Annotated in this window: 17 protein-coding genes; 7 read left to right on the top strand and 10 right to left on the bottom strand. The window is 67.9% G+C overall.

Annotated features, from left to right (window positions below):
* Positions 1–133: 133 nt before the first annotated feature.
* A complete protein-coding gene (locus tag IFJ75_RS11455; protein ID WP_207868295.1) occupies positions 134–919 on the top strand; it encodes an alpha/beta hydrolase in 786 nt (261 codons plus the stop codon).
* Positions 920–922: 3 nt separating this feature from the next.
* Here the strand turns inward: IFJ75_RS11455 and IFJ75_RS11450 are convergent, their stop codons facing one another.
* Genes IFJ75_RS11450 through IFJ75_RS11440 form a run of 3 tightly spaced genes read right to left on the bottom strand, consistent with a single transcriptional unit; the run spans position 923 to position 5,351 of the window.
* Positions 923–2,047, bottom strand: a complete 1,125-nt coding sequence (locus IFJ75_RS11450) for a DUF3089 domain-containing protein (RefSeq protein ID WP_207868293.1) — start codon at positions 2,045–2,047, stop codon at positions 923–925.
* A complete protein-coding gene (locus tag IFJ75_RS11445) occupies positions 2,044–4,554 on the bottom strand; it encodes a beta-mannosidase (protein ID WP_207868291.1) in 2,511 nt (836 codons plus the stop codon). The genes IFJ75_RS11450 and IFJ75_RS11445 overlap by 4 nt, the downstream gene beginning before the upstream one ends.
* On the bottom strand, positions 4,551–5,351 hold the full coding sequence (locus IFJ75_RS11440; protein ID WP_207868289.1) for an alpha/beta fold hydrolase: 801 nt from the start codon (positions 5,349–5,351) through the stop codon (positions 4,551–4,553). The genes IFJ75_RS11445 and IFJ75_RS11440 overlap by 4 nt, the downstream gene beginning before the upstream one ends.
* Before the next feature lie 210 nt (positions 5,352–5,561).
* Here IFJ75_RS11440 and IFJ75_RS11435 point away from each other — a divergent pair, with 210 nt between their 5' ends.
* Positions 5,562–6,743: a lipid-transfer protein gene (locus tag IFJ75_RS11435; RefSeq protein WP_207868287.1), complete on the top strand. Its 1,182-nt coding sequence runs from the start codon at positions 5,562–5,564 to the stop codon at positions 6,741–6,743.
* Here IFJ75_RS11435 and IFJ75_RS11430 read toward each other — a convergent pair.
* Both IFJ75_RS11430 and IFJ75_RS11425 read right to left on the bottom strand, forming a co-directional pair.
* On the bottom strand, positions 6,740–8,083 hold the full coding sequence (locus tag IFJ75_RS11430) for a hypothetical protein (RefSeq protein WP_207868285.1): 1,344 nt from the start codon (positions 8,081–8,083) through the stop codon (positions 6,740–6,742). The two genes, IFJ75_RS11435 and IFJ75_RS11430, sit on opposite strands and share 4 nt — an antisense overlap.
* A 60-nt stretch (positions 8,084–8,143) precedes the next feature.
* The gene (locus IFJ75_RS11425) at positions 8,144–9,445 is read right to left on the bottom strand and encodes an MFS transporter (protein WP_207868283.1); all 1,302 of its coding nucleotides are present in this window, start codon (positions 9,443–9,445) and stop codon (positions 8,144–8,146) included.
* A gap of 331 nt (positions 9,446–9,776) precedes the next feature.
* Between IFJ75_RS11425 and IFJ75_RS11420 the strand changes: the two genes are divergently transcribed.
* The gene (locus IFJ75_RS11420; RefSeq protein WP_207868281.1) at positions 9,777–12,131 is read left to right on the top strand and encodes a TonB-dependent receptor; all 2,355 of its coding nucleotides are present in this window, start codon (positions 9,777–9,779) and stop codon (positions 12,129–12,131) included.
* A gap of 174 nt (positions 12,132–12,305) precedes the next feature.
* On the opposite strand, the gene IFJ75_RS11415 is transcribed toward IFJ75_RS11420, so the two are convergent.
* Positions 12,306–13,544: a serine hydrolase domain-containing protein gene (locus tag IFJ75_RS11415; RefSeq protein WP_225896792.1), complete on the bottom strand. Its 1,239-nt coding sequence runs from the start codon at positions 13,542–13,544 to the stop codon at positions 12,306–12,308.
* 239 nt (positions 13,545–13,783) lie between these two features.
* Here IFJ75_RS11415 and IFJ75_RS11410 point away from each other — a divergent pair, with 239 nt between their 5' ends.
* From IFJ75_RS11410 to bktB, 4 genes are read left to right on the top strand one after another with little or no spacing between them, the layout of a single operon-like run.
* Positions 13,784–14,431, top strand: coding sequence for a glutathione S-transferase family protein (locus tag IFJ75_RS11410; protein WP_207868279.1), 648 nt, complete (start codon positions 13,784–13,786; stop codon positions 14,429–14,431).
* Complete coding sequence (locus IFJ75_RS11405) at positions 14,428–15,708, top strand: spinster family MFS transporter (protein WP_207868277.1); 1,281 nt, start codon at positions 14,428–14,430, stop codon at positions 15,706–15,708. The genes IFJ75_RS11410 and IFJ75_RS11405 overlap by 4 nt, the downstream gene beginning before the upstream one ends.
* 51 nt (positions 15,709–15,759) lie before the next feature.
* Positions 15,760–16,668, top strand: a complete 909-nt coding sequence (locus IFJ75_RS11400) for an SDR family NAD(P)-dependent oxidoreductase (protein ID WP_207868274.1) — start codon at positions 15,760–15,762, stop codon at positions 16,666–16,668.
* Positions 16,665–17,846, top strand: a complete 1,182-nt coding sequence (gene bktB / locus IFJ75_RS11395; RefSeq protein ID WP_207868272.1) for a beta-ketothiolase BktB — start codon at positions 16,665–16,667, stop codon at positions 17,844–17,846. The genes IFJ75_RS11400 and bktB overlap by 4 nt, the downstream gene beginning before the upstream one ends.
* Before the next feature lie 66 nt (positions 17,847–17,912).
* Here the strand turns inward: bktB and IFJ75_RS11390 are convergent, their stop codons facing one another.
* From IFJ75_RS11390 to IFJ75_RS11375, 4 genes are all read right to left on the bottom strand, one after another.
* A complete protein-coding gene (locus IFJ75_RS11390; RefSeq protein ID WP_318780992.1) occupies positions 17,913–19,496 on the bottom strand; it encodes an AMP-binding protein in 1,584 nt (527 codons plus the stop codon).
* Between the two features lie 67 nt (positions 19,497–19,563).
* Positions 19,564–20,610: a serine hydrolase domain-containing protein gene (locus IFJ75_RS11385; protein WP_207868270.1), complete on the bottom strand. Its 1,047-nt coding sequence runs from the start codon at positions 20,608–20,610 to the stop codon at positions 19,564–19,566.
* Positions 20,607–21,371: a GntR family transcriptional regulator gene (locus tag IFJ75_RS11380; protein ID WP_207868268.1), complete on the bottom strand. Its 765-nt coding sequence runs from the start codon at positions 21,369–21,371 to the stop codon at positions 20,607–20,609. Before IFJ75_RS11380 ends, IFJ75_RS11385 begins: the two co-directional genes overlap by 4 nt.
* Positions 21,372–21,562: 191 nt before the next feature.
* A complete protein-coding gene (locus tag IFJ75_RS11375; protein WP_207868266.1) occupies positions 21,563–23,254 on the bottom strand; it encodes a thiamine pyrophosphate-binding protein in 1,692 nt (563 codons plus the stop codon).
* Between the last annotated feature and the right edge of the window lie 138 nt (positions 23,255–23,392).

Raw genomic sequence — 23,392 nt, 5'->3', positions numbered from 1 at the left:
TGAGATGAAGCCCTTCCATGGCTCCATGGTGCCGCGCCATGCGGTTCCCTGTGGAGTTGAATTCCTTATAACTCGGTTAGGCGAAGGAAGCTTGTCTGTTACCTTTGTTGAGGCGGGTCTTCAGGGGAATGTGATGGGCGGCGAGAACGACCGGACGGTGGTGCTGATTCATGGCCTCTGGGTCACGACGGACTCCTGGGCGGGGTTCAGGGAGGCGTGGGAGGCGGCAGGCTGGACAGTGGTCACGCCGACCTGGCCGGTGCTGCGCGGTCGGACCGCGGCCGAGATCAATGCCGCGCCGCCTTCGGAGCTGGGCGGCCTCAGCATCGGACGGATCGTCGACGCGCTTCAGGCCGAGATCGAGCGCCTGCCCGGAAAGCCTCTGCTGGTCGGCCATTCGTTCGGCGGCCTATTCACCCAGATGCTGCTCGACCGGGGCGTGGGTCGAGCCGGGATCGCGGTCAATCCGGCGCCGATCGGCGGTGTGGTGCACGGCTGGCTGACTTTGACCGCCGCCCTGCCGGTCATCCTGCGCTGGAACGGCTGGAACCGGCCCTGGGCCTTCACCCGCAGGCGCTGGGCCGATCGGTTCGCCAACGGCGCGCCGAAGGCGGTGCAGGATCGGGCCTTCGCTGCCTATGTAATCCCGACCTCGGGCCGGGTCTTCTATCAGGCCGCCTTCTGGGCGGGCACACGGATCGACCCCGGCCGCCGGACCCAGCCCCTGCTGATCACCTCGGGGGACAAGGACCGGCTGGTCACGCCCTACCTGTCGCGCGCGGCGTATCGTATCCAGAAGCGGTCGCCGGCGAAGACCGACTTCCTCAACTTTCCCGGCCGCTCCCACCTGCTGCTGGCCGAGCCGGGCTGGGAGGAGGTCACGCGCCAACTCATCGATTGGGCCGAGGCCAACGCCTGACTTCTAGGGATGCGCCGCCGTCCAGGCCTGGACCCGCGTCAGGGCGTTCTCGCGCAGCGACGCATAGAACAGGCCGTAGTCGTTGAGGTGATAGCTGCCGAGGTTGCGGGCCAGCGGGTCGCTGTACTCGGCGGGCGAGTCCTTCGGAATATCGACCTCCAGCATCCCCTCGCGACACCGGGCGCCGGTCAGATGCGGCAGCAGCGGCGGCATGGTCGTGGGCGCCGCCGGGAAAGGATCGCGGGGCAGGGGCATGCTGCCCGGATTGGCCTCGGGGCCGACTGTTTCCGGCCCATGGCCCTGGACCCGCCAGGTCAGGGGATTGACGCAGACGGCAACCGCCTGGTCCTCGCGCTTCCACGATCCGCGCCACCAATAGGTCGGCTTGTGCAGGATCATGCGGGCGGTCAGGCTGCCGGGCTTGCTGGAGTTCCAGGTCAGGACGCAGCCGGTCTGGTGGGTCGCGTCGCACAGCGGCAGGCCCAGTTCGGGGAAGGTGTCGGGCACATAGCCGCCGATCAGATAGGCCGCCACCAGCCGGTCCTGTAGCGGCGTGCCCAACACCTGCTCCTGCAGCAGGCGGATGGCGTGCATCACCCCCTGGCTGTGGGCGGCGATGATGAAGGCTCGGCCCCCGCCGTGTTCGGCGTTGCGGCGGACTATGAAGTCGCGGAAGTCGGCCTCGACGTCGGCATAGGCCAGATCGACCGCGCCCGTGTCGCCGAGCCCGCGCAGCGACGCCTGCCGATAGTGGGGCGCATAGATGCGGCAGCAGCCGTTGAAGACGCTGGTCTGGCCCATCAGCACCGCCTGGTTCAGCGGCGCGACCGTGTCCGACGCGTCCCAGGGCAGGTTCCAGACCGAGCTGTCGCGCGCCGTTGTCGGGTGGATGAAGAAGACGTCGGCGGGCGCAGAGGACTCATCGACGACGGTCAGTCCCGTGGGCGCCGACCGCTCCAGCCCGTTGCGGCCGGGCAGGGCCAGCCAGGCCTCCGGCCTCGCATAGTCCGGCGGGGGCGGGGCGAGGGCGACATCGAACGGCTTCGACGGCCCGCCGCCGCAGCCGGCGAGGAGGGACGCGACGGCCATCGCGGCGACCGCGAAGCCCCGCCGCGCCGCGCGGTTCATGCCGCCACTCCCGAGGCCCGGTCGTTCCAGCAGCGCACCGCCACGTCCGACGGCGTCAGATCGGTCGCGCCCGTGACGACGATCATCCGCCGCTCGCCCGCCGCCAGATCGAAGTGGTTGTCGCTGAACCGCAGATCGGCCCGATCCGAGACCAGATGGACGAAGGCCAGCCAGGTCTCCGCCGACAGATCCACGGCCAGCTCGCACGGCCCGACCTGGCGGACCTCGACCTCCGGCCGGGCGCCCTGCGCCAGCGGCAGGGTCACGATCGGCGCGAACAGTATCCGGTTCGACGGGAACAGGTTCTCGGGCGAATGCACCGTCAGCACCAGATCGTCGGCCGCCGCCGCCTCCCCGCGCCAGACGACAGCGCCGGTGTTGGGCGCTACTTCGAACCCGGCCTCCATCCGCCACTCCGAGCGGCCGTCCAGATGCGCCAGTTCGATCTCGGCCCTGCCCGACACGGGCTCCAGTCCGTCGTTGGCGATCCACAGTTCAGCGACGCCGTTCTCGACCTTGAACGAGGCCATGACCGGGGCGAAGGCGCGACGCACCGCGAACCAGCTGGCCTTCTGCACCCCGTCATAGTCGACCAGGCTCCAGCTGACGCAGGGCCAGCAGTCGTTGAACTGCCAGATCAGGGCGCCCGAGCAATGAGGCGTGCGGCGTCGGAAATGCTCGATGCCGAACTTCAGCCCCTCGGCCTGGCACCATTGGGTGAAGTCGACATAGTCCTCCAGCGTCTTTGGCAGGCCCGTCACCGGCGCCATCATCAGATCGGCCTTGCGCGCCTCGTCCTTGATCCGCGCAAGGAAGCCTTCGCTGTCGGGATGCAGATCGGCCGGGTCCATCCAGCGTTTCAGCGTCGCCAGCGCCGGCGCCGCCTGGAGCCCGAACTCCGAGACGAAGCGCGACATGTCCTCGGCATAGCGGAACCAGGACACAGCCTCGGGCGTGGCGCCGAAGTCGCCGATCATCTCGTCGCCGGGGATCGGCGGCACCCCGTGCCAGACGGTCCAGTCGTGCACGTCGCCGGCGGTCATGCCGTTGGGGTTCGAACTGCCCCACGGGCTGCCGGGGCGATACAGGGCGTTCGGATCGAGGCGGCCCAGCACCTCGGGGATCAGATCGTCATAGAGTGCCGTGCCGGACAGCCGCACCGGGTCGCCGCCCTTGTCGGTGTTGATCCGGTTCATCGCCTGGCTCTCGTTGTTGCCGCACCAGACGGCGAGACAGGCGTGGTGGCGCAGGCGGCGCACCTGTTGCTCGACCTCGATCTTGACCGAGGCCGCGAACGCCCCGTCTTCCGGATAGTGGGCGCAGGCGAACATGAAGTCCTGCCAGACCAGCAGCCCTTTGCGGTCGCACAGGTCGTAGAAGGCGTCGGGCTCATAGACGCCGCCGCCCCAGACCCGGATCATGTTCATGTTCGACGCCACGGCGTCGTCGATCAGCCGCGCATAAGGCTCCGAGGCCAGGTCGCCGACGAAGGAGCTGGCGGGGACCCAGCAGGCGCCCTTGGCGAAGATCGGCCGGCCGTTCAGCACGAAGCGGAAGAAGCTCGTGCCCGGTTCGTCCGGGTCCGGAGACTCGTCGATGGCGATCGTCCGGATTCCAACCGACTGCACGACCTCGTCCACCAGTCGGTCGCCGTCGAACAGGCGAACGCTCAGGCCATAGAGCGGCTGGTCGCCCAGGTCGGCCGTCCACCACAGCCGGGGCCGGTCGATGCGCAGGGCTCCCGAGGCGTCGCCGGGCTGGCAGGTGCGGCTGAAGACGATCGCGCCGTCGGGATCGGTAAGGGCGACCTTGACCACCAGGGCCACGTCATGGCCCGCATCGACCGTCAGATGGATTCGTGCGCTTTCCGCCGTGGCGCTCAGGGTCTCGAACCGCACCTCGCTCAGTCGCGGGCGGGCGCGGGTCTCGATGCGGGCGCTCTGCCAGACGCCTACGGTCGGCAGGTCGGGGCCCCAGTCCCAGCCCCAGCCGAACTGGGCCTTGCGGATCAGGTTGCGCTTCGACCGGCTGACCCGGTCGGTGAAGGCGGTCCAGACGGGCAGGGGCTGGTCGACGACGGCCAGGGCCGGCGGATCGAAGCGGATGGCGACCATTTGGATCTCGCCGGGCCTGAGGTGCGCGCCGATATCGAAGGCGTATCGCCGGAACATATTGTCCGTCCGACCCAGCAACTGACCGTCCAGATAGACGGAGGCGAAGGTGTCCAGACCGTCGAAGATCAGTTCGGTAACCGTATCGGCTTCGGGAGAAGGGGCGACGAATGTCGTGCGTTGCCACCATTCCCGATCCCGCACCCAGGCGGCCGCGTCCTCATTGCGACCCCTGAACGGATGCTCCAGCCGCCCGGCCGCGATCAGGGCCACATAGGCGTCACCGGGTGCCGGGACCGGCATCCAGCCTTCGCCGCCCGCGTCCGCCCGACCCTGGCCGGGGTCGAAATCGCGAAGTTCCCAGTGGTCCAGAGCCACCGAAACCCCGCCGCTCATCGAGCCGCCTCAACCTCTTGGATGAACCGGTCGACCTCGGCGTTGGCGCGCTCTCCGGCGCCGACGAAATAGTTGTGGCCGATGTCCTGGAAGGTCACGAGCCGGGCGTTGGGCAGCATCTCCGACAGTTTCTTGCCCGCCTCATAGGGCACGAGCAGATCCTGGGTGCCATGCAGGACCAGGGCCGGGACCTTCACCGCCGCCACCTCTTCCGGGGTGATGGAATAATCGATGATGGCGTGGCTCTGGGCGATGACGCCGCCCATGTTGAACGGGTCCTTGTCCAGCATGCCCTTGTCGCGGGCGATGGCGTCGTCGGGCGCCGCGTCGCCATAGCCGCCCTTGTACTTAGCCGGCTTTGCGAGGGGCTTAAGCAGCGGAATGAGGCGATAGATCAGGCTGACCAGCCATTTGGGACGCGGCGGAATGTCCGGGGTCTTGGCCATGGTGCAGCCCAGGATCAGCGACCGGCAGCGCTCCGGATAGCGGGCTCCGAACTCCAGGGCGATGCCGCCGCCCATGGAGACGCCATAGATGTGGGCGCTCTCGATCCCGGCCGCGTCCAGCACCTTCAGGGCGTCGGCGGCCATCTCGGACACCGAGGTCTTGCGCCGCGTCCCGCTCTGGCCCGTGCCCTCGTTGTCGAACGAGATCAGCCGGTACTTGTCGCCGAACGCCTCATAGACCGGGTACCACATGGCGGAGGAATAGCGATGGCCCATGATCAGCAGGATCGGCACGCCCTGGCCGCGCTCTTCCCAATGCAGTTTGATGCCGCCGTTCGAAATGAAGGGCATTCGATCTTCCTTCTCTGCCGCCGTCAGGCGTTCGCGTTTCCGGTGGCGATCTGACGTCGCCTGATCCCATGCATTCCACCGAAGGGCGGCTTCGTCAATCTTCACTCGCGATTGAATGAAAGTTGACCGCTCTCGATTTCGATGGAACATCTTACGCCATGGCGACGCAGATCGCCGAGGAAACCGCACCCCCGGAAAGGCCAGACCATCATGGCTCGCACCCTGATCGCCGGCGTCGGCATGATCCCCTTCGCCAAGCCCGGCCAGAGCGCTGACTGGGACGTCATGGCCGAACAGGCCATCCGTTTGGCCCTGACCGATGCGGGCGTCGGCTATGAGCAGATCCAGCAGGCCTATGCCGGCTATGTCTATGCCGACTCGACCGCCGGACAGTCGGCCCTCTACCGCGTCGGCTGCACGGGCATTCCGATCGTCAACGTCAACAACAACTGCTCGACCGGCTCCAGCGCCCTGTTCCTGGCGCGGCAGATGATCGAGGCGGGCGCCGCCGACTGCGTCCTGGCCTTCGGCTTCGAACAGATGCTGCCCGGCGCGCTGGGCGCCGTCTTCACCGACCGCAAGCGCACGCTGGATCCTCACCTGACCGTGCAGGAACAGATCCTCGGCAAGGACGACACCTCACCGCTCGTCGCCCAGCAGTTCGGCGGCGCGGGCCTCGACTATCAGCAGCGTTACGGCGCCCCGGACGACGTCTTCGGCATGATCTCGGTCAAGGCCCGCCGTCACGCCGCCAACAACCCCATGGCCCTGTTCCGCGATCCGATCTCGTTGGAGGAGGTGATGGGGTCGAAACACCTCTACGGCCCCCTGACCCGCTATCAGGCCTGCCCGCCGACCTGCGGCGCGGCGGCGGCGGTGCTGGTCTCGCCGGCCTTCGCGGCGAGGCACGGATTGAACGCCACCGTCGCCATTCTCGGCCAGTCGATGACGACCGACTATGCCGAGACCTTCACCGGCCGGTCGATGATGAGCGTCGTCGGCTATGAGATGACCCGCGAGGCGGCGCGATCCGTCTATGAACAGGCCAACGTCGGCCCCGACGACATCCAGGCCGTCGAACTGCACGACTGTTTCACCGCCAATGAACTGATCAGCTACGAGGGCCTCGGTCTGTGCGAAGAGGGCGGGGCCGAGCGCTATATCCGCGACGGCGGCAACACCTATGGCGGGCGCCACGTCGTGAATCCGTCCGGCGGCCTGTTGTCCAAGGGGCATCCGTTGGGCGCAACCGGTCTGGCCCAATGCTATGAGCTGACCCAGCAACTGCGTGGGACGGCGGACCGGCGTCAGGTCGAGGGCATGACCCACGCCCTGCAGCACAATCTGGGCCTTGGCGGCGCCTGTGTCGTGACCCTCTACGGCCGCGCCTAGGCCGCCACGACCGCCAGCAGCAGGCGGCGGAAGCCGTCGGCGGCCGCGACCGTCGCGGGCAGGTGCAGGCAACGGGTGTCGTCTTCCTCGACGTGGTGATAGCGGTGGATGCCGAACACCCCGGCGGCGGGGGCGTATCCGGCCTTGATCACCTCATCCAGTTCGCCCGCCGACAGGACAGCGCTGGAGACCGGCGACTCATAGCCGAGCTGACCCGCGAACACGCTCTGCGCCACGGGGACGAGTTCGGGCGAGATCGACAGCACGCGCTGGGCGTCGACATTGGGCAGGGGCGTCAGCACGCCCGGCAGTTCGCGCCAGTCCCGCGCCGCGACATTGGCCCCGAGGTGCAGCCAGAAGCGGGTCGCCTCGACCGGCGGCGCGATCTGCTTCATCGCCTCGGCCGCGCCCAGATATTCGTACTCATGCCCGGTGTTGCAGATCAGGGCGAGGTTGTAGTCGGCGAGGGCCGCCGGGGCCCAGCGGGCTATGTCCAGCCAGGCCGCGACGCCGCCGCCGCGCTCGGCCGCGCAGCCGAACCAGCCCGAGCGGGGGGTGGACACGGCGATCCATTTCGCCTTGCCGCGATCCATCCGGCCCACGAAGTTGAAGGCGTCGCGGCGTCCGCCCTGACCGTCCAGCACCAGCCTGGCTTGCTTCCGCTCGAAGGCGGCGGCGAGGAAGGGTTGGGCCTTGTCCGGGGCCAGCAGGGCGACCGGGCCGGGGAACATCGGCTGGCGGCCGTCGGCGTTCAGGGCGATGACCTTGCCGGTCGGGCCGTTGGTGATGGCGACGACCGCCTTCGCTCCCGCCGCGAAGGCCGCGTCGATCGGGCCGCGAACGGGGCGGGGCAGGGCCGAGGACCAGCGGGCGAAGGGCAGATCGACCAGGGCGATCGCGCCCTGCAGCGAGCCGGTGAAATGTCCGGCGACATCGACGCGGACCAGCGGCCCCGTCACCCCGTCCGGCCCGGTCGGGGTCACGATCGGCTGCGGATAGACGGGGACAGTCGATCCCTCCAGCGTCAGTTCGGCCTTGGTCGCCTCGAAGAAGGGCGCTTGGAAGGTCTGGCGCTCGACGGCGTATCCGGCCTTTTCGATCTCGCCCGCCAGCCAGTCGCCGCAGGCCATGTCGCCGGGCCCGCCGGCGCGCTTGTTCCCGAACCCGACGTAGCTGTTCAGGTCCGCCTCGATAAGCGCGGCGTCGGGGCCGGCCACAGAGGTCGTCGCGCCGGATGAGGGGGCGGCGGTCGCGCAGGAGGCGGTCATGGCCGCCCCACCCAGTGTCGCGCTACCGAGCGTAACGGCGCCGAGGAAGGTTCGTCTGGAAGCATCGATCATCGCGGTCGCTTTCGTCGATCTGGAACGCAGAATGTCGGGGTTCGTCTCAGCCCGCCAGTGCTACTGGCTCAGCCCCGCCTTCGCCCGCCCGCCGAGGAACAGGACGCTGACGAAGGACAGGGCGCACATGGCCGCCAGATAGACGGCGATGGGCAGGCTGGTCTGGTATTGGGCGAACAGGGCCGTGGCGATGATGGGGGCCAGACCCCCTCCGACGACGGCGCCGACCTGATAGCCCAGCGAGGCGCCGGAATAGCGCACCGACTTGGGGAACAGTTCGGCGAACAGGGCGGCTTGCGGCCCGTACATCATGCTGACGAAGGTCAGCTGGACGGTGATGGCCGCGAAGATCAGCAGGGGCTCGCGCGTCTCGATCAGGGGGAAGACGGCGAAGGCCCAGGCGCCCGACAGGAAAGCCCCCCACAGGAAGACGCCCAATCGGCCGAACCGGTCCGAGGCCGCGCCGCAGATCATCAGGATCGGGATCATCAGGGCGCTGCCGGCCAGGACCGAGAACAGCAGGACGTCGCGGTCGATCTTCAGCGTCGTCGAGCCATAGGCGATGGCGTAGGTGATGGCGATGTAGAAGCAGACGTTGTTGGCCACGAAGGCGCCGCCGGCCAGCAGCACCGTCCGCCAGTGTCCGACGATCACCTCCAGCAGCGGCGAGCGGCGCTGGGTCGGCGCCGTCTCTGCGGCCTCATCGACCTCGGTCGCGGGCTCCTGGATGCTCAGGTGGATGATCAGGCCGATCAGGATCAGGCCGACGCTAAGCACGAAGCCGATGCGCCAGCCCCAGGTCAGGAAGGCGTCGTTCGGGGTCAGGGCGCTGACGATCAGGAAGACGGTATTGGCCAGCACCACGCCCAGCGGCACGCCGATCTGGACGAAGCTGCCATAGAAGCCGCGCTTGTTCGGCGGGGCGCTTTCTATGGCGAGCAGGGCCGCGCCGCCCCACTGACCGCCGACCGCCAGCCCCTGCAGGAACCGGAGGGCCACGAGGGCGAGGGGCGCCAGGACTCCGGCGGTGGCATAGCTCGGCAACAGGCCGATGATGGTCGTCGACAGCCCCATCAGCAGCATGGCGATCACCAGCGCCTGCTTCCGCCCATGGGTGTCGCCGTAATGGCCGAACAGCATCCCGCCCAGGGGGCGCGCGACGAAGCCCACCGCGAAGGTGCTGAAAGAGGCGATCTGGGCCACGAAGGGCGGCAGGTCGGCCGGGAAGAACAGGTGCGGGAAAACGAGGGCCGCGGCCGTGCCGTAGATGAAGAAGTCGTACCACTCCACCGCGGCGCCAGCCGAGGCCATGATCGCGACCTTCAGGCCGGGCTTTTTGGCGGATTCATCCGTGCCAGACATCTCTTCCTCCGGGCTTCCTCCGGGGCGTTCTGAAGACGCCTTCCGTCCCCGGACCTTCGGCCGGGTCGCACGCGGGTGTCAACCAATTGTACAACAAAACAAAGATTATTGTCCGGCGTAGCTGATAGGAAATCTATTTGCGATGTCAGATTTGCCGTTTCAGAACGTCATTTCTCGATAGCTTAACTTAAAGCTGGCGCCTGAAAATGTCGTAACGCAACAAAAGAGGGATTGTCGTACAATCTTGACAGTGGGTGGAGGTGGGGGGATGGTCCGCCTCAACCGGCGTCAAAAAGCCGGCATCGATAAATCATGGGAGAGGTAACAAGGCATGGTTCGTTTGCTCGCGTGCTCGTCCGCGGCTCTGATCGCGGCGATGGTCCCCGGGGTGGTGTTCGCCCACACGGCGGACCCGGCTCCCGCACAGACCCAGGCTCAACAGGGTCAGTCCACCAGCGTCGGCGACGTCGTCGTCACCGCGCGTCGTCGTGAAGAGGCCGTTCGCGACGTGCCCTCGACGATCACCGCCCAGGGCGCCGAAGCCCTGGAGCAGAAGAGTCCGATCGAGGGCGTGGGCGACCTGCTCCAGCTCGTCCCAGGCGTTCGCTTCAACGGCGTCCAGTCCGAAAACCTGGCCGAGGTTTCGGTGCGGGGTTCGGGCACCCAGCGCGCGACCAGCGCCGACTCGGCCGTCGGCCTGTTCGTCAACGGCGCCTATGTCGGGTCCTCGACCCTCGGCGGCCGCAACTTCAAGCGCGTCGACTTCTTCGACCTGGCCCGTGTCGAGGCCCTCGAAGGTCCGCAGGGCGCCCTCTACGGCCGTAACTCCGAATTCGGCAGCATCAACATCGTCCTGAACCAGCCGGTCTTCCGCAACGGCGGCCGCGCCTCGGTGACCTATACCGACGACCTCGGCCAGGTTCAGTCGACCGCCATCGTCAACCGCCAGATCAGCGACAAGGTCGCGGTCCGCTTCGGGGCCCAGGTGACCGGCCAGGGCGGCGGCATCTACTACAATCCGAACCAGGACAAATATTACGACCACACCGACGGTTACATCGTCCGTGGCCAGATCCGCTACAGCTCGGGTCCGCTGGATGTGAACCTGATGGTCGATGCGCAGGACATGAACCTGCCGACCTTCGTCAATCAGTGGGTCGTGCCGGCCGGCCGGATCGCCACCCTGCCGCAGGGCTACACCGGTCCGCGCTATGACGTGCCGTCGGACGTGCCGAACGATCTGCACCAGACCGTTCAACGCGCCATGCTGACGGCCAAATACGATCTCGGCTGGGCCCAGCTGACCTCGACCACGATGGCGATGCAGTATCACTCGGTCCAGAATTTCGCCGCGGCGATCGACCTGGCGACCGAAGCCTCGTTCCAGCAGCAGGGCTGGATCGGCCTGTATCCGCTGGGCGGCACCCGCACCGACGTCAAGGACAAGACCTTCTATCAGGACGTCCACCTGACCGGCGATGCGCTCGACGGCAAGCTGCAGTGGCTGGGCGGGATCGAAGGCCTGTGGCAGGACGACGACTATAATCGCGACATCCGCACCAGCCCCTGCGCCCTGACGGCGACGTCCAGCATCTGCGGCGGCACTCCGGCTACGCCGCTCTGCTACAAGCTGATCCCGACGGCCGCCAACTGCCCGGTGACCTTCCCCCTGGCCTTCGGCACCCGTCGCGTCGTGCCGTCGAGCTACAGCTCGGCCGCCGTCTATGGCTCGATGAAGTACGACATCGGCCAGCTCTCCCTGTCGGGCGAGCTGCGCTATTCGCGCGACAACAAGGAGGCGTCGCAAAGTGATTTCCGCCTCTACACCACCACCCCGGTGGGCACGCCCTCGACCTATGAGTTCGACGAGGACAACGTCTCCTACGCCGCCTCAGCCAGCTACAAGCTGAGCCGGACCTCGCTGATCTACGCCCGCATGGGCACCGGCTATCGCGCCGGCGGCGTCAACAACGGCTCCACCGTCGCGGCGGCGCCGAACCCGCTGCAGCCGACCTACGGCAACGAACAGACCACCAGCTATGAGGCGGGTCTGAAGACCAATCTGACGCGCAACGTGTTCTTCCGTCTGTCGGCCTATCAGTCGCGGACCAAGGATGCGATCGCCCTGGTCACCGACGGCTGCACCGTCACCAACGCCTGCCTCCAGGCCGCCACCAACTTCAACATCAACGGCGGCACGATGGAAGTTAAGGGCGTCGAGGCTTCGCTCGACTCGGTCTGGCAGGTGGCTAACGGCCGCCTGACCCTGGGTCTGAACGGCGCCCATCAGGATGCGAAATGGGACGAGGTGGCGGCTGTCGCCGGCGCTCCTATCCTGGGCAGCATCGTGGCCCAGACGCCCGAGTGGACCTATTCGGCCAACGTCAACTTCCGCCATCCGGTGGGGACGAACATGAGCGGCTTCGTCAACGTCGCCTGGAACGGCCAGGAAGGCGGCGGTCAGGACACGGTCACGACTGCGACCCCCTTCATCCCGCTGGAAACCGTCAGCAACGTCGATTTCCGCACGGGTCTGGATTTCCGTCAGATCGAGGTCGCGCTGTTCGTCAAGAACGTCACGAACCAGATCATCCCGGTGCTCAAGCTGCAGCAGGTCGATATACCGCTGGCCAATCGTTACACGCGTCCGCGGACCTGGGGCGTCACCGCCACCTACCGCTGGTAAGTCCGAAAGGACCTTCCTCCCCGGAAGCATCGCCGCCTCCGTCTCGCACGGGGGCGGCGATTTCGTTTGGGGCAGGGCCGACGCCGCGTCGGGCAAAAAAGACCGGGACCGGAGCCTTGCGGTTCCGGTCCCGGTGAAGGGCCTCCGGGAGAGGCCCTCAGGCTGGAACTGTAGTCAGGTCAGGGCGGAATAGATCAGGGTCTTCAGCTCGCGCCGGATCGGATAGAGCATCGAGGGGCTGAGCTGGGTCATGAAGACCATGTGCAGCTTCTCGACCGGATCGACGAAGAAGGCGGTGGTGAACATCCCACCCCAGTAGAACTCGCCGGGCGAGCCGGGGATCATGGCGCGGGCCACGTCCTGGGTCACCGCGAAGCCCAGGCCGAAGCCGACGCCGCCGTTCTGGGTCTCGCTGAACAGGGACTGGGACATGGTCGAGAGGTCCGACCGGTTCGGCAGATGGTTCATGGTCATCAGCGCGATGGTCTTGCGCCCGACGATGCGCGCGCCGTCCAGCTCTCCGCCATTGCCCAGCATCATGCAGAAGCGGTGATAGTCGAGCGCCGTCGAGACCAGGCCGCCGCCGCCCGAGAGCAGCTTCGGCGACTGCAGATACATGCTGTTTTCGCCGCGATCGTACATGACGCGCCCGGCCGGGCCGGCGAACATATAGCAGTCGGTCAGCCGGTCGGCCTTGTCGGCCGGGACCATGAAGGCGGTGTCGTTCATTTTCAGCGGGGCGAAGATCTTCTCGGCGAAGAACCGGTCCAGACGCATGCCGGACACCCGCTGGACCACGGCACCGAGGACGTCGGTCGAGACCGAATAGTTCCACGCCTGACCCGGCGAGAACTCCAGCGGCAGCTGACCAAGTTCGTCGATGAACTGATCAAGATCCGCTTCGCCATACCAATTCTCGACCGGGCCCGCGTTGGACTTCTGGGTGCGGTAGGCCGCGTCGATGTTGGAACGGTACTGGAAGCCGTAGGTCAGGCCCGAGGTATGGCGCAGCAGGTCCAGCATGCGCATCGGCTCGGCCGGGGCCCTGGTCATGAAGGGCAGGCCGGCGCCGCCGCCGTTATAGACGCCGACGTTCCTGAACTCCGGCAGGATGTCGGCGACCGGGGTGTCGACCGCGACCTTGCCCTCCTCGACCAGCATCATGAAGGCGATCGAGGTGATCGGCTTGGTCATGCTGGCGATGCGGAAGATCGAGCCCTCGTCGATCCCCTTGTCCGAGCCCTCGCGCGCGGCGCCCTGGCTGGAGAAATGCACGATCTCATTGTCGCGGCTGATCAGGATCTGGGCGTGGGGCAGGCGGCCCGTGTCGAGGTAGCGCTCCTTCAGGAAGCCGTCGATGCGGCTCAGGCGGGCGGCGTCGAGGCCGTGTTTTTCCGGGGATTTGATCTGCATCGCTTTTCCTTCCTCGCCTGCCGGCCTCCGCTCTCGTTCGCCGTCAAGGCGCTGGGCGGAGGTTTGGAAGGCCTCGTTTCGACTTCAACAGGACGCCGCGGCCAAGCTCAAGGCCACTATTTTCTGTACCACCACAGCACGACAATTGTCGTACAAAAATTTTGACAGCGGACCGCTTTCAGCCGATGACAGGCGCAGGGTCGCCGTCAGAATGCGACCGTGAAATCGGGAGGTGCGGAGTGATCGAACTCTATCATTGCGTGGACGCGCGCTCGTTCCGCGCCCTGTGGGCGTTGGAGGAGCTGGGGCTGGAATACCGGCTGCACGATCTGCCGTTTCCGCCGCGCATCCTGGCCTCGGAATATCTGCAGCTGAACCCGCTCGGCACCATTCCGCTGCTGATCGACGGCGAGGTGCGGATGACGGAATCGGCCGCCATCCCCCAGTATCTGGCGACCCGCTACGGACCCAGCCCCTTGGCCGTGGGCGTGGACGAGGCGGACTACGGTCCCTGGCTCGACTGGCTGCACCGCGCCGAGGCGACCCTGACCTTCCCCCAGACCATCGTGCTTCGCTACACCCGGCTGGAGCCGGAGGAACGCCGTCTGGACCAGGCCGCGGCCGACTATGCCCAGTGGTTCCTGTCGCGCCTGCGGCATCTGACCCGCGCGCTCTCTGATGGCCGCGACTGGCTGTGCGCCGGGCGGTTCACCATGGCCGACGTCTGCGTCGGCTACGCCCTGCTGTTCGCCCGCACCCTGAACCTCGAACACAAGTTCAGCCCCGAAATCCAGGCCTACTGGGACCGGCTCTCGGCCCGTCCCGGCTTCAAGGCCGCGCAAGTCGCGCAAGCCGCAGCCGCTTCCGCCCGTGAGGAGATCGCATGACCGATACGCCCGCGCCCACCCCGACCGTTCCAACCCACAGCCGCGGCTACGCCCGCCTCGTCCTCGGCATGCTGCTGCTGGTCTATACCTTCAATTGGCTGGACCGGCAGATCCTCGGCATCCTGGCCCCGGCCATCAAGGCCGAGCTGCACTTGACCAACACCCAGCTGGGCATGCTGGGCGGCATCGCCTTCGCCGCCCTCTATTCGACCCTGGCCATCCCGCTCGCCGTCGTCGCCGACAAGACCAGCCGGACCTGGGTCATCACCCTGTCGATGATCGTCTGGTCGGGCTTCACCGCCCTGTGCGGCATGGCCGGCGGCTTTGCCCAGCTGTTCCTGTTCCGCCTCGGCGTCGGGGTGGGCGAGGCGGGCGGCGTGGCCCCCAGCTATGCCCTGATCTCCCAGTATTTCCCCCCCGAGCGCCGCGCCCGGGCCATCGCCGTCTATTCCATGGGCATCCCGGTCGGTCTGGCCTGCGGCGTCCTGTTCGGCGCGGCCATCGCCAAGGCCGTCGACTGGCGCGCGGCCTTCGTCGTGGTCGGCGTCGCCGGGGCCCTGATCGCCCCGATCTTCCGGCTGATCGTCAAGGAGCCGCCCAAGGCTCCCGTCGCCGCTCGCGTGCCGGTCGGTCAGGTCTTCGCCGTCTTGTCGAAGAAGCCCAGCTTCTGGCTCCTGGCCTTCGCCTCGGCGATGAGCAGCACCGCCGGCTACGGACTCGCCTTCTGGACTCCGTCGCTGCTGATCCAGACCTTCCAGTTCGACCTCACCGTCGTCTCATGGTTCCTCGGCTCCCTGCTGCTGATCGGCGGTGTCGCGGGCGTCCTGCTCGGCGGCGTTCTGGCCGACCGGCTGGGCAAGGGCGACAAGGGCGCCTACGCCAGGGTTTCCTCCATCGCCTGGCTGATCACCGCCCCCCTGTTCATCGCCGGCTTCCTGTCGCCGTCGCCGATGATCGCCTGGGCGGCCTTGCTGATCCCCAATGCGCTCAACGTCCTGTTCGTCGGCCCGGTGATGACCGCGACCCAGCATCTGGTCCCGGCCCAGATGCGGGCGACGGCGGCGGCCTGCTTCCTGCTGATCAACAATCTGATCGGCATCGGCGCCGGCTCCTGGCTGCTGGGCGGGCTCAGTGACGCGATGAAGCCCCACTTCGGCGACGAGGCCCTGCGCTGGTCCGCCATCGCCCTCGTCTGCCTCTATTTCGTGGCCTCCGCCCTGGCCCTGCTGGCGGTCAAGCCGCTGCGCAAGGACTGGGTGGACGAACCGGCCGCCTGACTCTCCGCGCCCGACTCCTCACGGGCGCGCTTCGATCAAAGGGAACTGACGATGGAAATCGATCTCTCGAACCGGGTGGCGATCGTCACCGGGGCGGGCGGGGGTCTGGGCGCGGCCCATGCCCTGGCCCTGGGCAAGCGCGGCGCCCGCGTCGTCGTCGCCGACCTCAACGCCGAGGCCGCCGGGGCTGTCGCTGCCCGGATCGAGGCCGAGGGCGGTCAGGCCATGGCCTGCGGCGTCAGCGTCACCGACATCGCCGGGGTCGAGGCCATGGTCGCGGCCGCCATGGCCCGCTGGGACCGGATCGACATCCTGATCAACAACGCCGGCATCCTGCGCGACAAGAGCTTCGCCAAGATGGACCTCGACGACTTCCGGCTGGTGCTGGACGTCCACCTGATGGGTTCGGTCAACTGCACCAAGGCGGTGTGGGAGATCATGCGCGCGCAAAACTACGGCCGGATCGTCTTCACCACCTCGTCCTCGGGCCTCTACGGCAGCTTCGGCCAGGCCAACTATTCGGCGGCCAAGATGGGCCTTGTCGGCTTGATGCAGACCCTCGCGCTTGAGGGCGAACGCTATGACATCCGGGTCAACTGCCTGGCGCCCAGCGCCGCCACAGGCATGACCAACGGCCTTTATTCGCCCGAGGTTCTGGCGGGTCTGGACTCGTCTCTGGTCAGCCCGGCGATCGTGGTCCTGGCCAGCGATGAGGCCCCCAGCCGCGCCGTGCTCCTGGCCGGCGCCGGCAGTTTCGAACAGGCTCATGTCACCATGACGCGCGGCGTCTTCCTCGGCGACGGCGAGGATGTGGCCGACGCCCTTCTGGCCCGCCTCGATGAGGTCGCGGAGCGTGACGGCGAGACCATCCCCGCGCGCGGCGAGCAGCAGCATCAGTATGAGATGAGCGTCCGCGTCGCCCAATTCGAAGACGCCCAATTCGAAGGAGTGGACGCATGACCGAACCGGTCTTCATCGTCGCGGCGCGACGCACCGCCATCGGCGGCTTCGGCGGCTCGCTGAAGGACAAGACGCCCGGCGAGCTCGGCGCCCTGGTCACCCGCTCGGCGCTGGAGACGGGCGGGGTCGATCTGTCGAGCGTCGGCCATGTGGTTTTCGGTCAGGTGATCCCTACCGCCCCGCGCGACGCCTATCTGGCGCGGGTCGCGACGATCGAGGCCGGGCTGTCGCAGGACGTGCCCGCCATGACCGTCAACCGTCTGTGCGGCTCCGGCCTGCAGGCCGTGGTCTCGGCCGCCCAGATGATCATGCTCGGCGACGCCGAGGTGACGGTCGCGGGCGGCAGCGAGGTCATGAGCCGTGCGCCCTATTTCGCCCCCGCCGCGCGCTGGGGCCAGAAGATGGGCGACGCCCTTCTGGTCGACGGGCTGAACGGCGCCCTGACCGATCCCTTCGGCGGCGGACTGATGGGGGTGACGGCCGAGAACGTCGCAGAGCGCCACGGCGTCGATCGCGCCCGTCAGGACGCCTATGCGGTCGAAAGCCACCGCCGCGCCGCCCAAGCCATCGCCGAACGCCGGTTCGCCTCCCAGATCCTGCCGGTCGAGGTCAAGGCCGGCCGCGCGACTAAGATGTTCGAGGTCGATGAGCACGTCCGCGCCGACGCCACGGTCCAGGATCTGGCGAAGCTGCGCACCATCTTCCGCGACGGCGGCACGGTCACGGCGGGCAACGCCTCGGGCATCAACGACGCCGCCGCCGCCCTGGTGCTGGCGGGCGAGAGCGCCGTGGCGCGTCAGGGGCTGAAACCCATGGCCCGGATCGTCGCCTATGGCCATGCGGGCGTCGATCCCGACATCATGGGCATGGGTCCGGTCCCGGCGACCCGCGCGGCGCTGGCCAGGGCCGGCCTGTCCGTCGCTGACATGGACGTGATCGAATCCAACGAGGCCTTCGCCGCCCAGGCCTGCGCGGTCTCGGACCAGCTCGGCTTCGACCCGGCGAAGGTGAATCCCAACGGCAGCGGCATCTCGCTGGGCCATCCGGTGGGGGCGACCGGGGCCATCATCGCCACCAAGCTGGTGCACGAGCTTGAGCGCGGGCAGGGCCGCTATGGTCTGGCGACCATGTGCATCGGCGGCGGGCAGGGCATGGCCCTGATCGTCGAGCGGGTCTGAACCCCGCGACAATCCGGCCGAGACAATCCGGAATGGGAAAGGGGGCCGCGAGGCCCCCTTTCTGCGTCAGCCGTGGCTGTAGATCGCGCGCAGGCTCAGCTTGTCGATCTTGCCCGTCGAGGCCAGGGGCATGGCCGGCAGGCGCACCACGCTGTCGGGGATCCACCATGAGGCGATGCGGCCGCGCAGGGCGCCCAGCAGGTCCTGATCGCTGATCTCCTGACCCTCGCGCAGCTCGACCAGCAGCAGGGGGCGCTCGCTCCACTTCACGTCGGCCTTGCCGATGACGGCGGCCAGCGACACCTCGGGCAGTTCGCAGACCAGGGCCTCGATCTCGGCCGGATTGATCCATTCGCCGCCCGACTTGATCAGGTCCTTGGACCGTCCCGTGATCATCAGATTGCCCTTGCGATCGATCTTGGCGAGATCGCCCGTGTCGAACCAGCCTTCGCTGTCGATGACCGAATGGCTCTGGCCGAAATAGCGGTCGATGACGGCGGCGCCGCGCACATGCAGACGGCCTTCGGTGTCGCGCTGTTCGGGCAGGGGAGCTCCGGTCTCGTCGGCGACCATCAGATCCACCCCGATGGCCGGACTGCCCGAGACATTGGCGCGGCGGTCCGGGTCGCTGAGCACGCCGAAGACGCCGACGGGTGACAGCTCGGTCATGCCCCAGCTGTTCTGCACCAGCACGCCCAGATCGCGCTCCAGCCGTTCCATCAGGGCCGGAGGGGTTGCCGCCCCGCCGAGGATGATCCGCTCCAGCGAGGGCAGTTTCTCACCCGAGGCCTCTAGGTATTCGCACAGGCCGAGGAAGACTGTCGGCACGCCCACCGCGATCGTCACGCCTTCGGCGGCGATCAGGCGGGCGAGGCTGGCGCCGTCCGTCTGACGGCCCGGCAGGACCATCTTCGAGCCCGCCGCCGGCAGGGCGAAGGGCAGGCCCCAGGCGCTGGCGTGGAACAGGGGCACGATCGGGAGGACGACGTCGGTGGTCTTTGCGCCCAGCACATCGGCCTGCAGCATCTTCAGCGTATGCAGGAAGCTGGAGCGGTGGGTGTAGGTCACCCCCTTGGGCGCGCCGGTCGAACCCGAGGTGAAGCACAGGCCCGAGGGTGCGGTCTCGGCGAACTTGCCCCATTCGACGGGCGTGTCCGCCGTGGCCAGAAGCGGCTCCAGCGTCTCGACCTTCGCCCGGTCGTGCGCAGCGTTCGCCTCGCCGTCGATGACGAAGATCCGCTCCAGCCCGGCCGCGTCGTTGGCGACGTCGAGCGCGAGCTTCAGCAGGTCGGCGCTGACGATCAGGATCCGGGCGCCGGACTGGTCCAGCATCCAGGCCAGCTGCACGGCGGTCAGGCGCGGGTTCAGCGTGTGGCAGACCACCCCCATGCCCATGATGCCGTACCAGCTCTCGACATGGTGCTGGGTGTTCCAGGCCAGGGTGGCGACACGGTCGCCGGCGACGACACCCAGACCGGCCAGCAGGCTCGACACCTTGATCGCCCGCTCGCGCAGGCCGGCATAGGTGATGCGCGCGTTCTCGCGGCCCTCGCGCGCGGTCACGACCTCGGCGTCCTGGTGCCATTTGGCGGCGTGGTTGACGATCTGGTCGAGCGTCAGGGGGAAGTCTTGCATGCTGCCGTCGATCACGGGCGCGTCCTGGGTCTGGAGAGAAAGGAAGGGGCCGGCGCGCGATCGCCGCCGGCCGGACCGGCGATCAGCCGATCACCTTCATCAGGCGCAGCCACAGCTGCTGGTCGAAGTCGGTCTCATTGGTGGCGGCGCCGGTGCGCACCACGACCAGCTTGCGGCTGGGCACGACATAGAGGCGGCGGTCGAAGGCGCCGAGCGCACCGACCAGATCGGCCGGGGCCGCCTCGATCAGCTGGCCGTCGCGACGCGCGCCCGCGGCCCGCATCGTGTACGCGCCGCCGTTCAGCCACCACAGGCGGCCATAGGCGGGGTTGGTCGAGGCCCGGTTGAACAGGGCGTGCAACTGCTCGGACGAGACCACGCGCGTGCCGTCCGCGGCCACGCCGTCATGCAGGACCATCTCGCCGAACCTCGCGACATCGTGCGGGGTGGTCACCAGGCCGGTGGCGTTGCCGACCGAGGCCAGGGCCGCCGGGCGCTGACGCCATTCGGTGTTGGTCATCCCGGTCGGGCCGGTCAGCCAGTCGCGGGTCAGGGCCTCCAGCGGCTGATGCGCCGCCGCCGCGACGATGGCCTTGGTCATCGCATAGACGGGGGTGTTGTAGAAGAAGACGGTCCCCGACGGGGCGACATAGCCGAACTGCTCGTTCAGGCCCGAGCTCATGTTCAGGACGTCGATGACCTTGATCGCGGCTTCCTGCTCGGGCGAGGCCTTGGACCAGCCCTGGCCGAGGTAGTCGGAGACGGGCTTGTTGATGTCCAGCAGGCCCTTGTCGATGGCGGCGGCGACCAGGATGGAGACGAAGCTCTTCTGCTGGGACGCCACGTCCTCCAGCAGCTCGCCGTCGGCGGCGCGGCCATAGACGAAGGCGGAGAACATCCCGGCGTCGGTCGGGGCGGGCCAGGTCTTGTCGATCAGCACCTTGCCGTCCTGGATGACGACGAAGCCGGTCGAGGCGTGGTTCTGGACGTAGGCGAGAAGGTCGCTCATCTCCGGTGAGGTCTGCTCGGCGGCGACCGTCGAACCGGTGGCGAGGGGGGCGGCGCAGGCCGCGGGGGCGACGGCCAGGACGGCCAGTGCGGCGGCTGCCGCCAGCGGATGTTTCGTCATGTTTTCCTCCGGGGTACGGCACGCTTCGATGTCGTGCTCGATGGGATTTGCGGGGCCTCGGCGATCAGGCGCGGGCCGCGCGACAGCATGATCCGGGCGACCTCGCCCTGCATGAAGTAGAGGATGTCGCGGGCGCCCTGGCTGGCCGCCTCGGCGTCGCGCGCGACCAGGGCGGCGCGCACCGTGCGCCAGTGGTCGTAGGGGCCGGGCCCGTTGGTGTTCAGCGCCAGGGCCGCATAGGAGAAGTGGAAGCGGGTCTTGCGACGGATCGACTCGATCATGCGCTGGCCATCGGCGCTGGCGCAGGCGCTCATGTCGCTGAAGATCGACTCGCTCTCCTCGATAATCCGCTCGGCGGCGACCCCGCCCTCGGCATCGGCCAGCATGCGGTCGATCTTGGTGATGATGGCGCGGATCAGGCCGTCCGTGCCGCGCAGGCAGGCGAAGCGCGCCGCCATGCCGTACAGGGCCGCGCGCACCTCATAGAGGTCGAACACTTCCTCGACGGTGGTGGAGGAGACCCGGGCGCCCCGGTTCTCCTCGATCTCGATCAGGCCGTCGTCGGCCAGGGCGCGCAGGGCGCGGCGCACGATCGAACGGCCCACGCCGAACTCGCTGCACAGACGCACTTCACGCAGCCATTCGCCGGGCGCCAGTTCGCTCCTCTGGATCTGGGCGCGCAGGGTGTGGGCCAGGTCCTCGGCGGTCGGCGCGGCGGCCTCGCCCTTGGGAGCTTTCGGAGTTTTCGCTGTGGTGGCCATGGGACGTACCTCACACGGTGTCGCTGCAATTCACGGCGACCATACCAAACTCCGTACCCGACATTCCTATTTCCCAGTGGACGCGGGAGCAAGTAATTTGTCGGACTGTACGCCTCGATTGTTGTACAATAAATCACGCATTCGACGATCCGTCGATATGCCGCGCTATTGCGGCGATCCGTCCGGAGCGGTCAGCCCATCCACTGGCTGACGGGCACGGCGGTCTCTTCCAGCGGCTGAGAGATGACGTTGACCAGGGTCGGGCCGTCATGGGCGACGGCCGCGCGGATCGTGCGCTCGACCTCCGCCGGATCCTCGACTGTCCAGGCCTTCAGCCCATAGGCCTCGGCGATGCGGGCATGGTCGGTGCGGCCGAAGTCGACCGAGAAGTAGCGCGCCCCATAGCCTGACTTCTGGCTGGCCTTGATCCAGCCGTAGGAGGCGTTCGAGAAGACGATCAGGGTGACCGGGATCTGCTTGCGCACGATCGTCTCGAGCTCCCCGACCGCGAAGCCGAAACTGCCGTCTCCCATGGCCGCGACAATTTTCGACCCCGGGCTGGCGTACCAGGCGCCGATCGCGGCGGCCATGGAGAAGCCCAGCGCCCCGTGGGCCCGGTTGGTGATGAACCGCCGCCCCGCCTGGTTGAACTGGAAATGGCCCGAGAAATAGGGGCAGGGGGTGCCGGGATCGGCGACCACGATGGCGTCGGCGGGCAGGGCGGCCTGCAGCGCGGCCAGCACCCGTTCGGGCCGGATCGGCGTCTCGTCCGAGGCGGCCAGCCGGTCGAAGGCGGCGCGCTTCCTGGCCTTCAGCGCCTTGAGATGGTCGCGGACGCCGATGCCACGCGACCGATCCGTCAGACCGCCCTCGATCCGCGCCAGCAGGGCCGACAGACACAGCCGGGCGTCGCCGACCAGCCCGGCCTCGCAGGCGTAGTTGGCCCCGACCACCATCGGGTCGATGTCGATATGGACGATGCGGACGCCCTTCGCCGGGGCGGCGCCGTGTTCGGTCGTGGTCGAGCCCGCGCGGCAGCCGATGAAGACCACCAGATCGGCGCCCTGCACCACCTCGCGCGTCTCGGGCACGCCGCCGTTGGCCCCGACAACCCCAACGGCCAGCGGGTGATCGTCCGGGATGGCGCCGTGGCCGCTGACGGTGGAGGCGACCGGAGCGTCCAGCGCCTCGGCCAGGGCGATCAGCTCCGCCGTCGCGCGCGACACGATCACCCCGCCGCCGCAGATGAAGACCGGCCGTTTCGCGCTCAGGATCGCCTCGGCCGCCGCTTCGACCAGATCCGGGTCCGGCCCCGCGCGGAAGGCGGGGAAGCGCGAGTGCTGCGCCTGGGCCCAGATGCGGTCGGCGTCCAGCGACTGCTTCTGCAGATCATAGGGCAGGCCGATATGGGTCGCGCCCGGACGCCCCGTGGTCATGGCGCGGAAGGCCTTCCTGAACAGATCCGGGATCTGGTCAACGTGGTCGGCGACGGCGTTCCATTTGGTCAGGGGAGCGAACAGCCGGTTCTGGTCCAGCTCGGTCAGGGGATAGCGGCCTCGCGCCGTGACCGGCACGTCCGAGGTGATGGCCAGCAGGGCCACCGAACTCTCGTTCGCCTCCACCACCCCCGGCAGGATATAGGTCGCCCCGCCGCCGCTCGGCCCCTCGCAGACGCCGGGCTTGCCGGTGATCCGGGCATAGGCGTCGGCCATATAGGCGGCGTGGCGTTCGTCGCGCGTCAGGACGTGTTCGATGCCGTGATCCAGCCGCGCCAGGGCGTCGTAGAAGGGCAGGCTGGTGTCACCGCACAGGCCGAAGATGTGTTTCACATCATGGGCCTGCAGCATTCGAACCGCCGCTTCGGCCCCTGTAATGCCCGTCATTCTTGCCTCCCGCTGATCGCCGGCGCTCCGCGGCGCTGACTGAATTTCCCTATCGGAATAGCGGTTTAGGCGGGGAAACGGGCCCGCGATTCCCGTTATCAATCGGCGTGAGCACAGATTGAATAGTCCAAATCCGGC

Source organism: Brevundimonas goettingensis (assembly GCF_017487405.1).
GTDB classification, from domain to species: domain Bacteria; phylum Pseudomonadota; class Alphaproteobacteria; order Caulobacterales; family Caulobacteraceae; genus Brevundimonas; species Brevundimonas goettingensis.
This window is presented reverse-complemented; position numbering and strand designations above follow the sequence as displayed.

Bases quoted from the DNA above. Each gene is read 5' to 3' on its own strand.
- IFJ75_RS11455 (WP_207868295.1), top strand. From the start codon at position 134: ATGGGCGGCGAGAACGACCGGACGGTGGTGCTGATTCATGGCCTCTGG.
- IFJ75_RS11450 (WP_207868293.1), bottom strand. From the start codon at position 2,047: ATGAACCGCGCGGCGCGGCGGGGCTTCGCGGTCGCCGCGATGGCCGTC.
- IFJ75_RS11445 (WP_207868291.1), bottom strand. From the start codon at position 4,554: ATGAGCGGCGGGGTTTCGGTGGCTCTGGACCACTGGGAACTTCGCGAT.
- IFJ75_RS11440 (WP_207868289.1), bottom strand. From the start codon at position 5,351: ATGCCCTTCATTTCGAACGGCGGCATCAAACTGCATTGGGAAGAGCGC.
- IFJ75_RS11435 (WP_207868287.1), top strand. From the start codon at position 5,562: ATGGCTCGCACCCTGATCGCCGGCGTCGGCATGATCCCCTTCGCCAAG.
- IFJ75_RS11430 (WP_207868285.1), bottom strand. From the start codon at position 8,083: ATGATCGATGCTTCCAGACGAACCTTCCTCGGCGCCGTTACGCTCGGT.
- IFJ75_RS11425 (WP_207868283.1), bottom strand. From the start codon at position 9,445: ATGTCTGGCACGGATGAATCCGCCAAAAAGCCCGGCCTGAAGGTCGCG.
- IFJ75_RS11420 (WP_207868281.1), top strand. From the start codon at position 9,777: ATGGTTCGTTTGCTCGCGTGCTCGTCCGCGGCTCTGATCGCGGCGATG.
- IFJ75_RS11415 (WP_225896792.1), bottom strand. From the start codon at position 13,544: ATGCAGATCAAATCCCCGGAAAAACACGGCCTCGACGCCGCCCGCCTG.
- IFJ75_RS11405 (WP_207868277.1), top strand. From the start codon at position 14,428: ATGACCGATACGCCCGCGCCCACCCCGACCGTTCCAACCCACAGCCGC.
- IFJ75_RS11400 (WP_207868274.1), top strand. From the start codon at position 15,760: ATGGAAATCGATCTCTCGAACCGGGTGGCGATCGTCACCGGGGCGGGC.
- bktB (WP_207868272.1), top strand. From the start codon at position 16,665: ATGACCGAACCGGTCTTCATCGTCGCGGCGCGACGCACCGCCATCGGC.
- IFJ75_RS11385 (WP_207868270.1), bottom strand. From the start codon at position 20,610: ATGACGAAACATCCGCTGGCGGCAGCCGCCGCACTGGCCGTCCTGGCC.
- IFJ75_RS11380 (WP_207868268.1), bottom strand. From the start codon at position 21,371: ATGGCCACCACAGCGAAAACTCCGAAAGCTCCCAAGGGCGAGGCCGCC.
- IFJ75_RS11375 (WP_207868266.1), bottom strand. From the start codon at position 23,254: ATGACGGGCATTACAGGGGCCGAAGCGGCGGTTCGAATGCTGCAGGCC.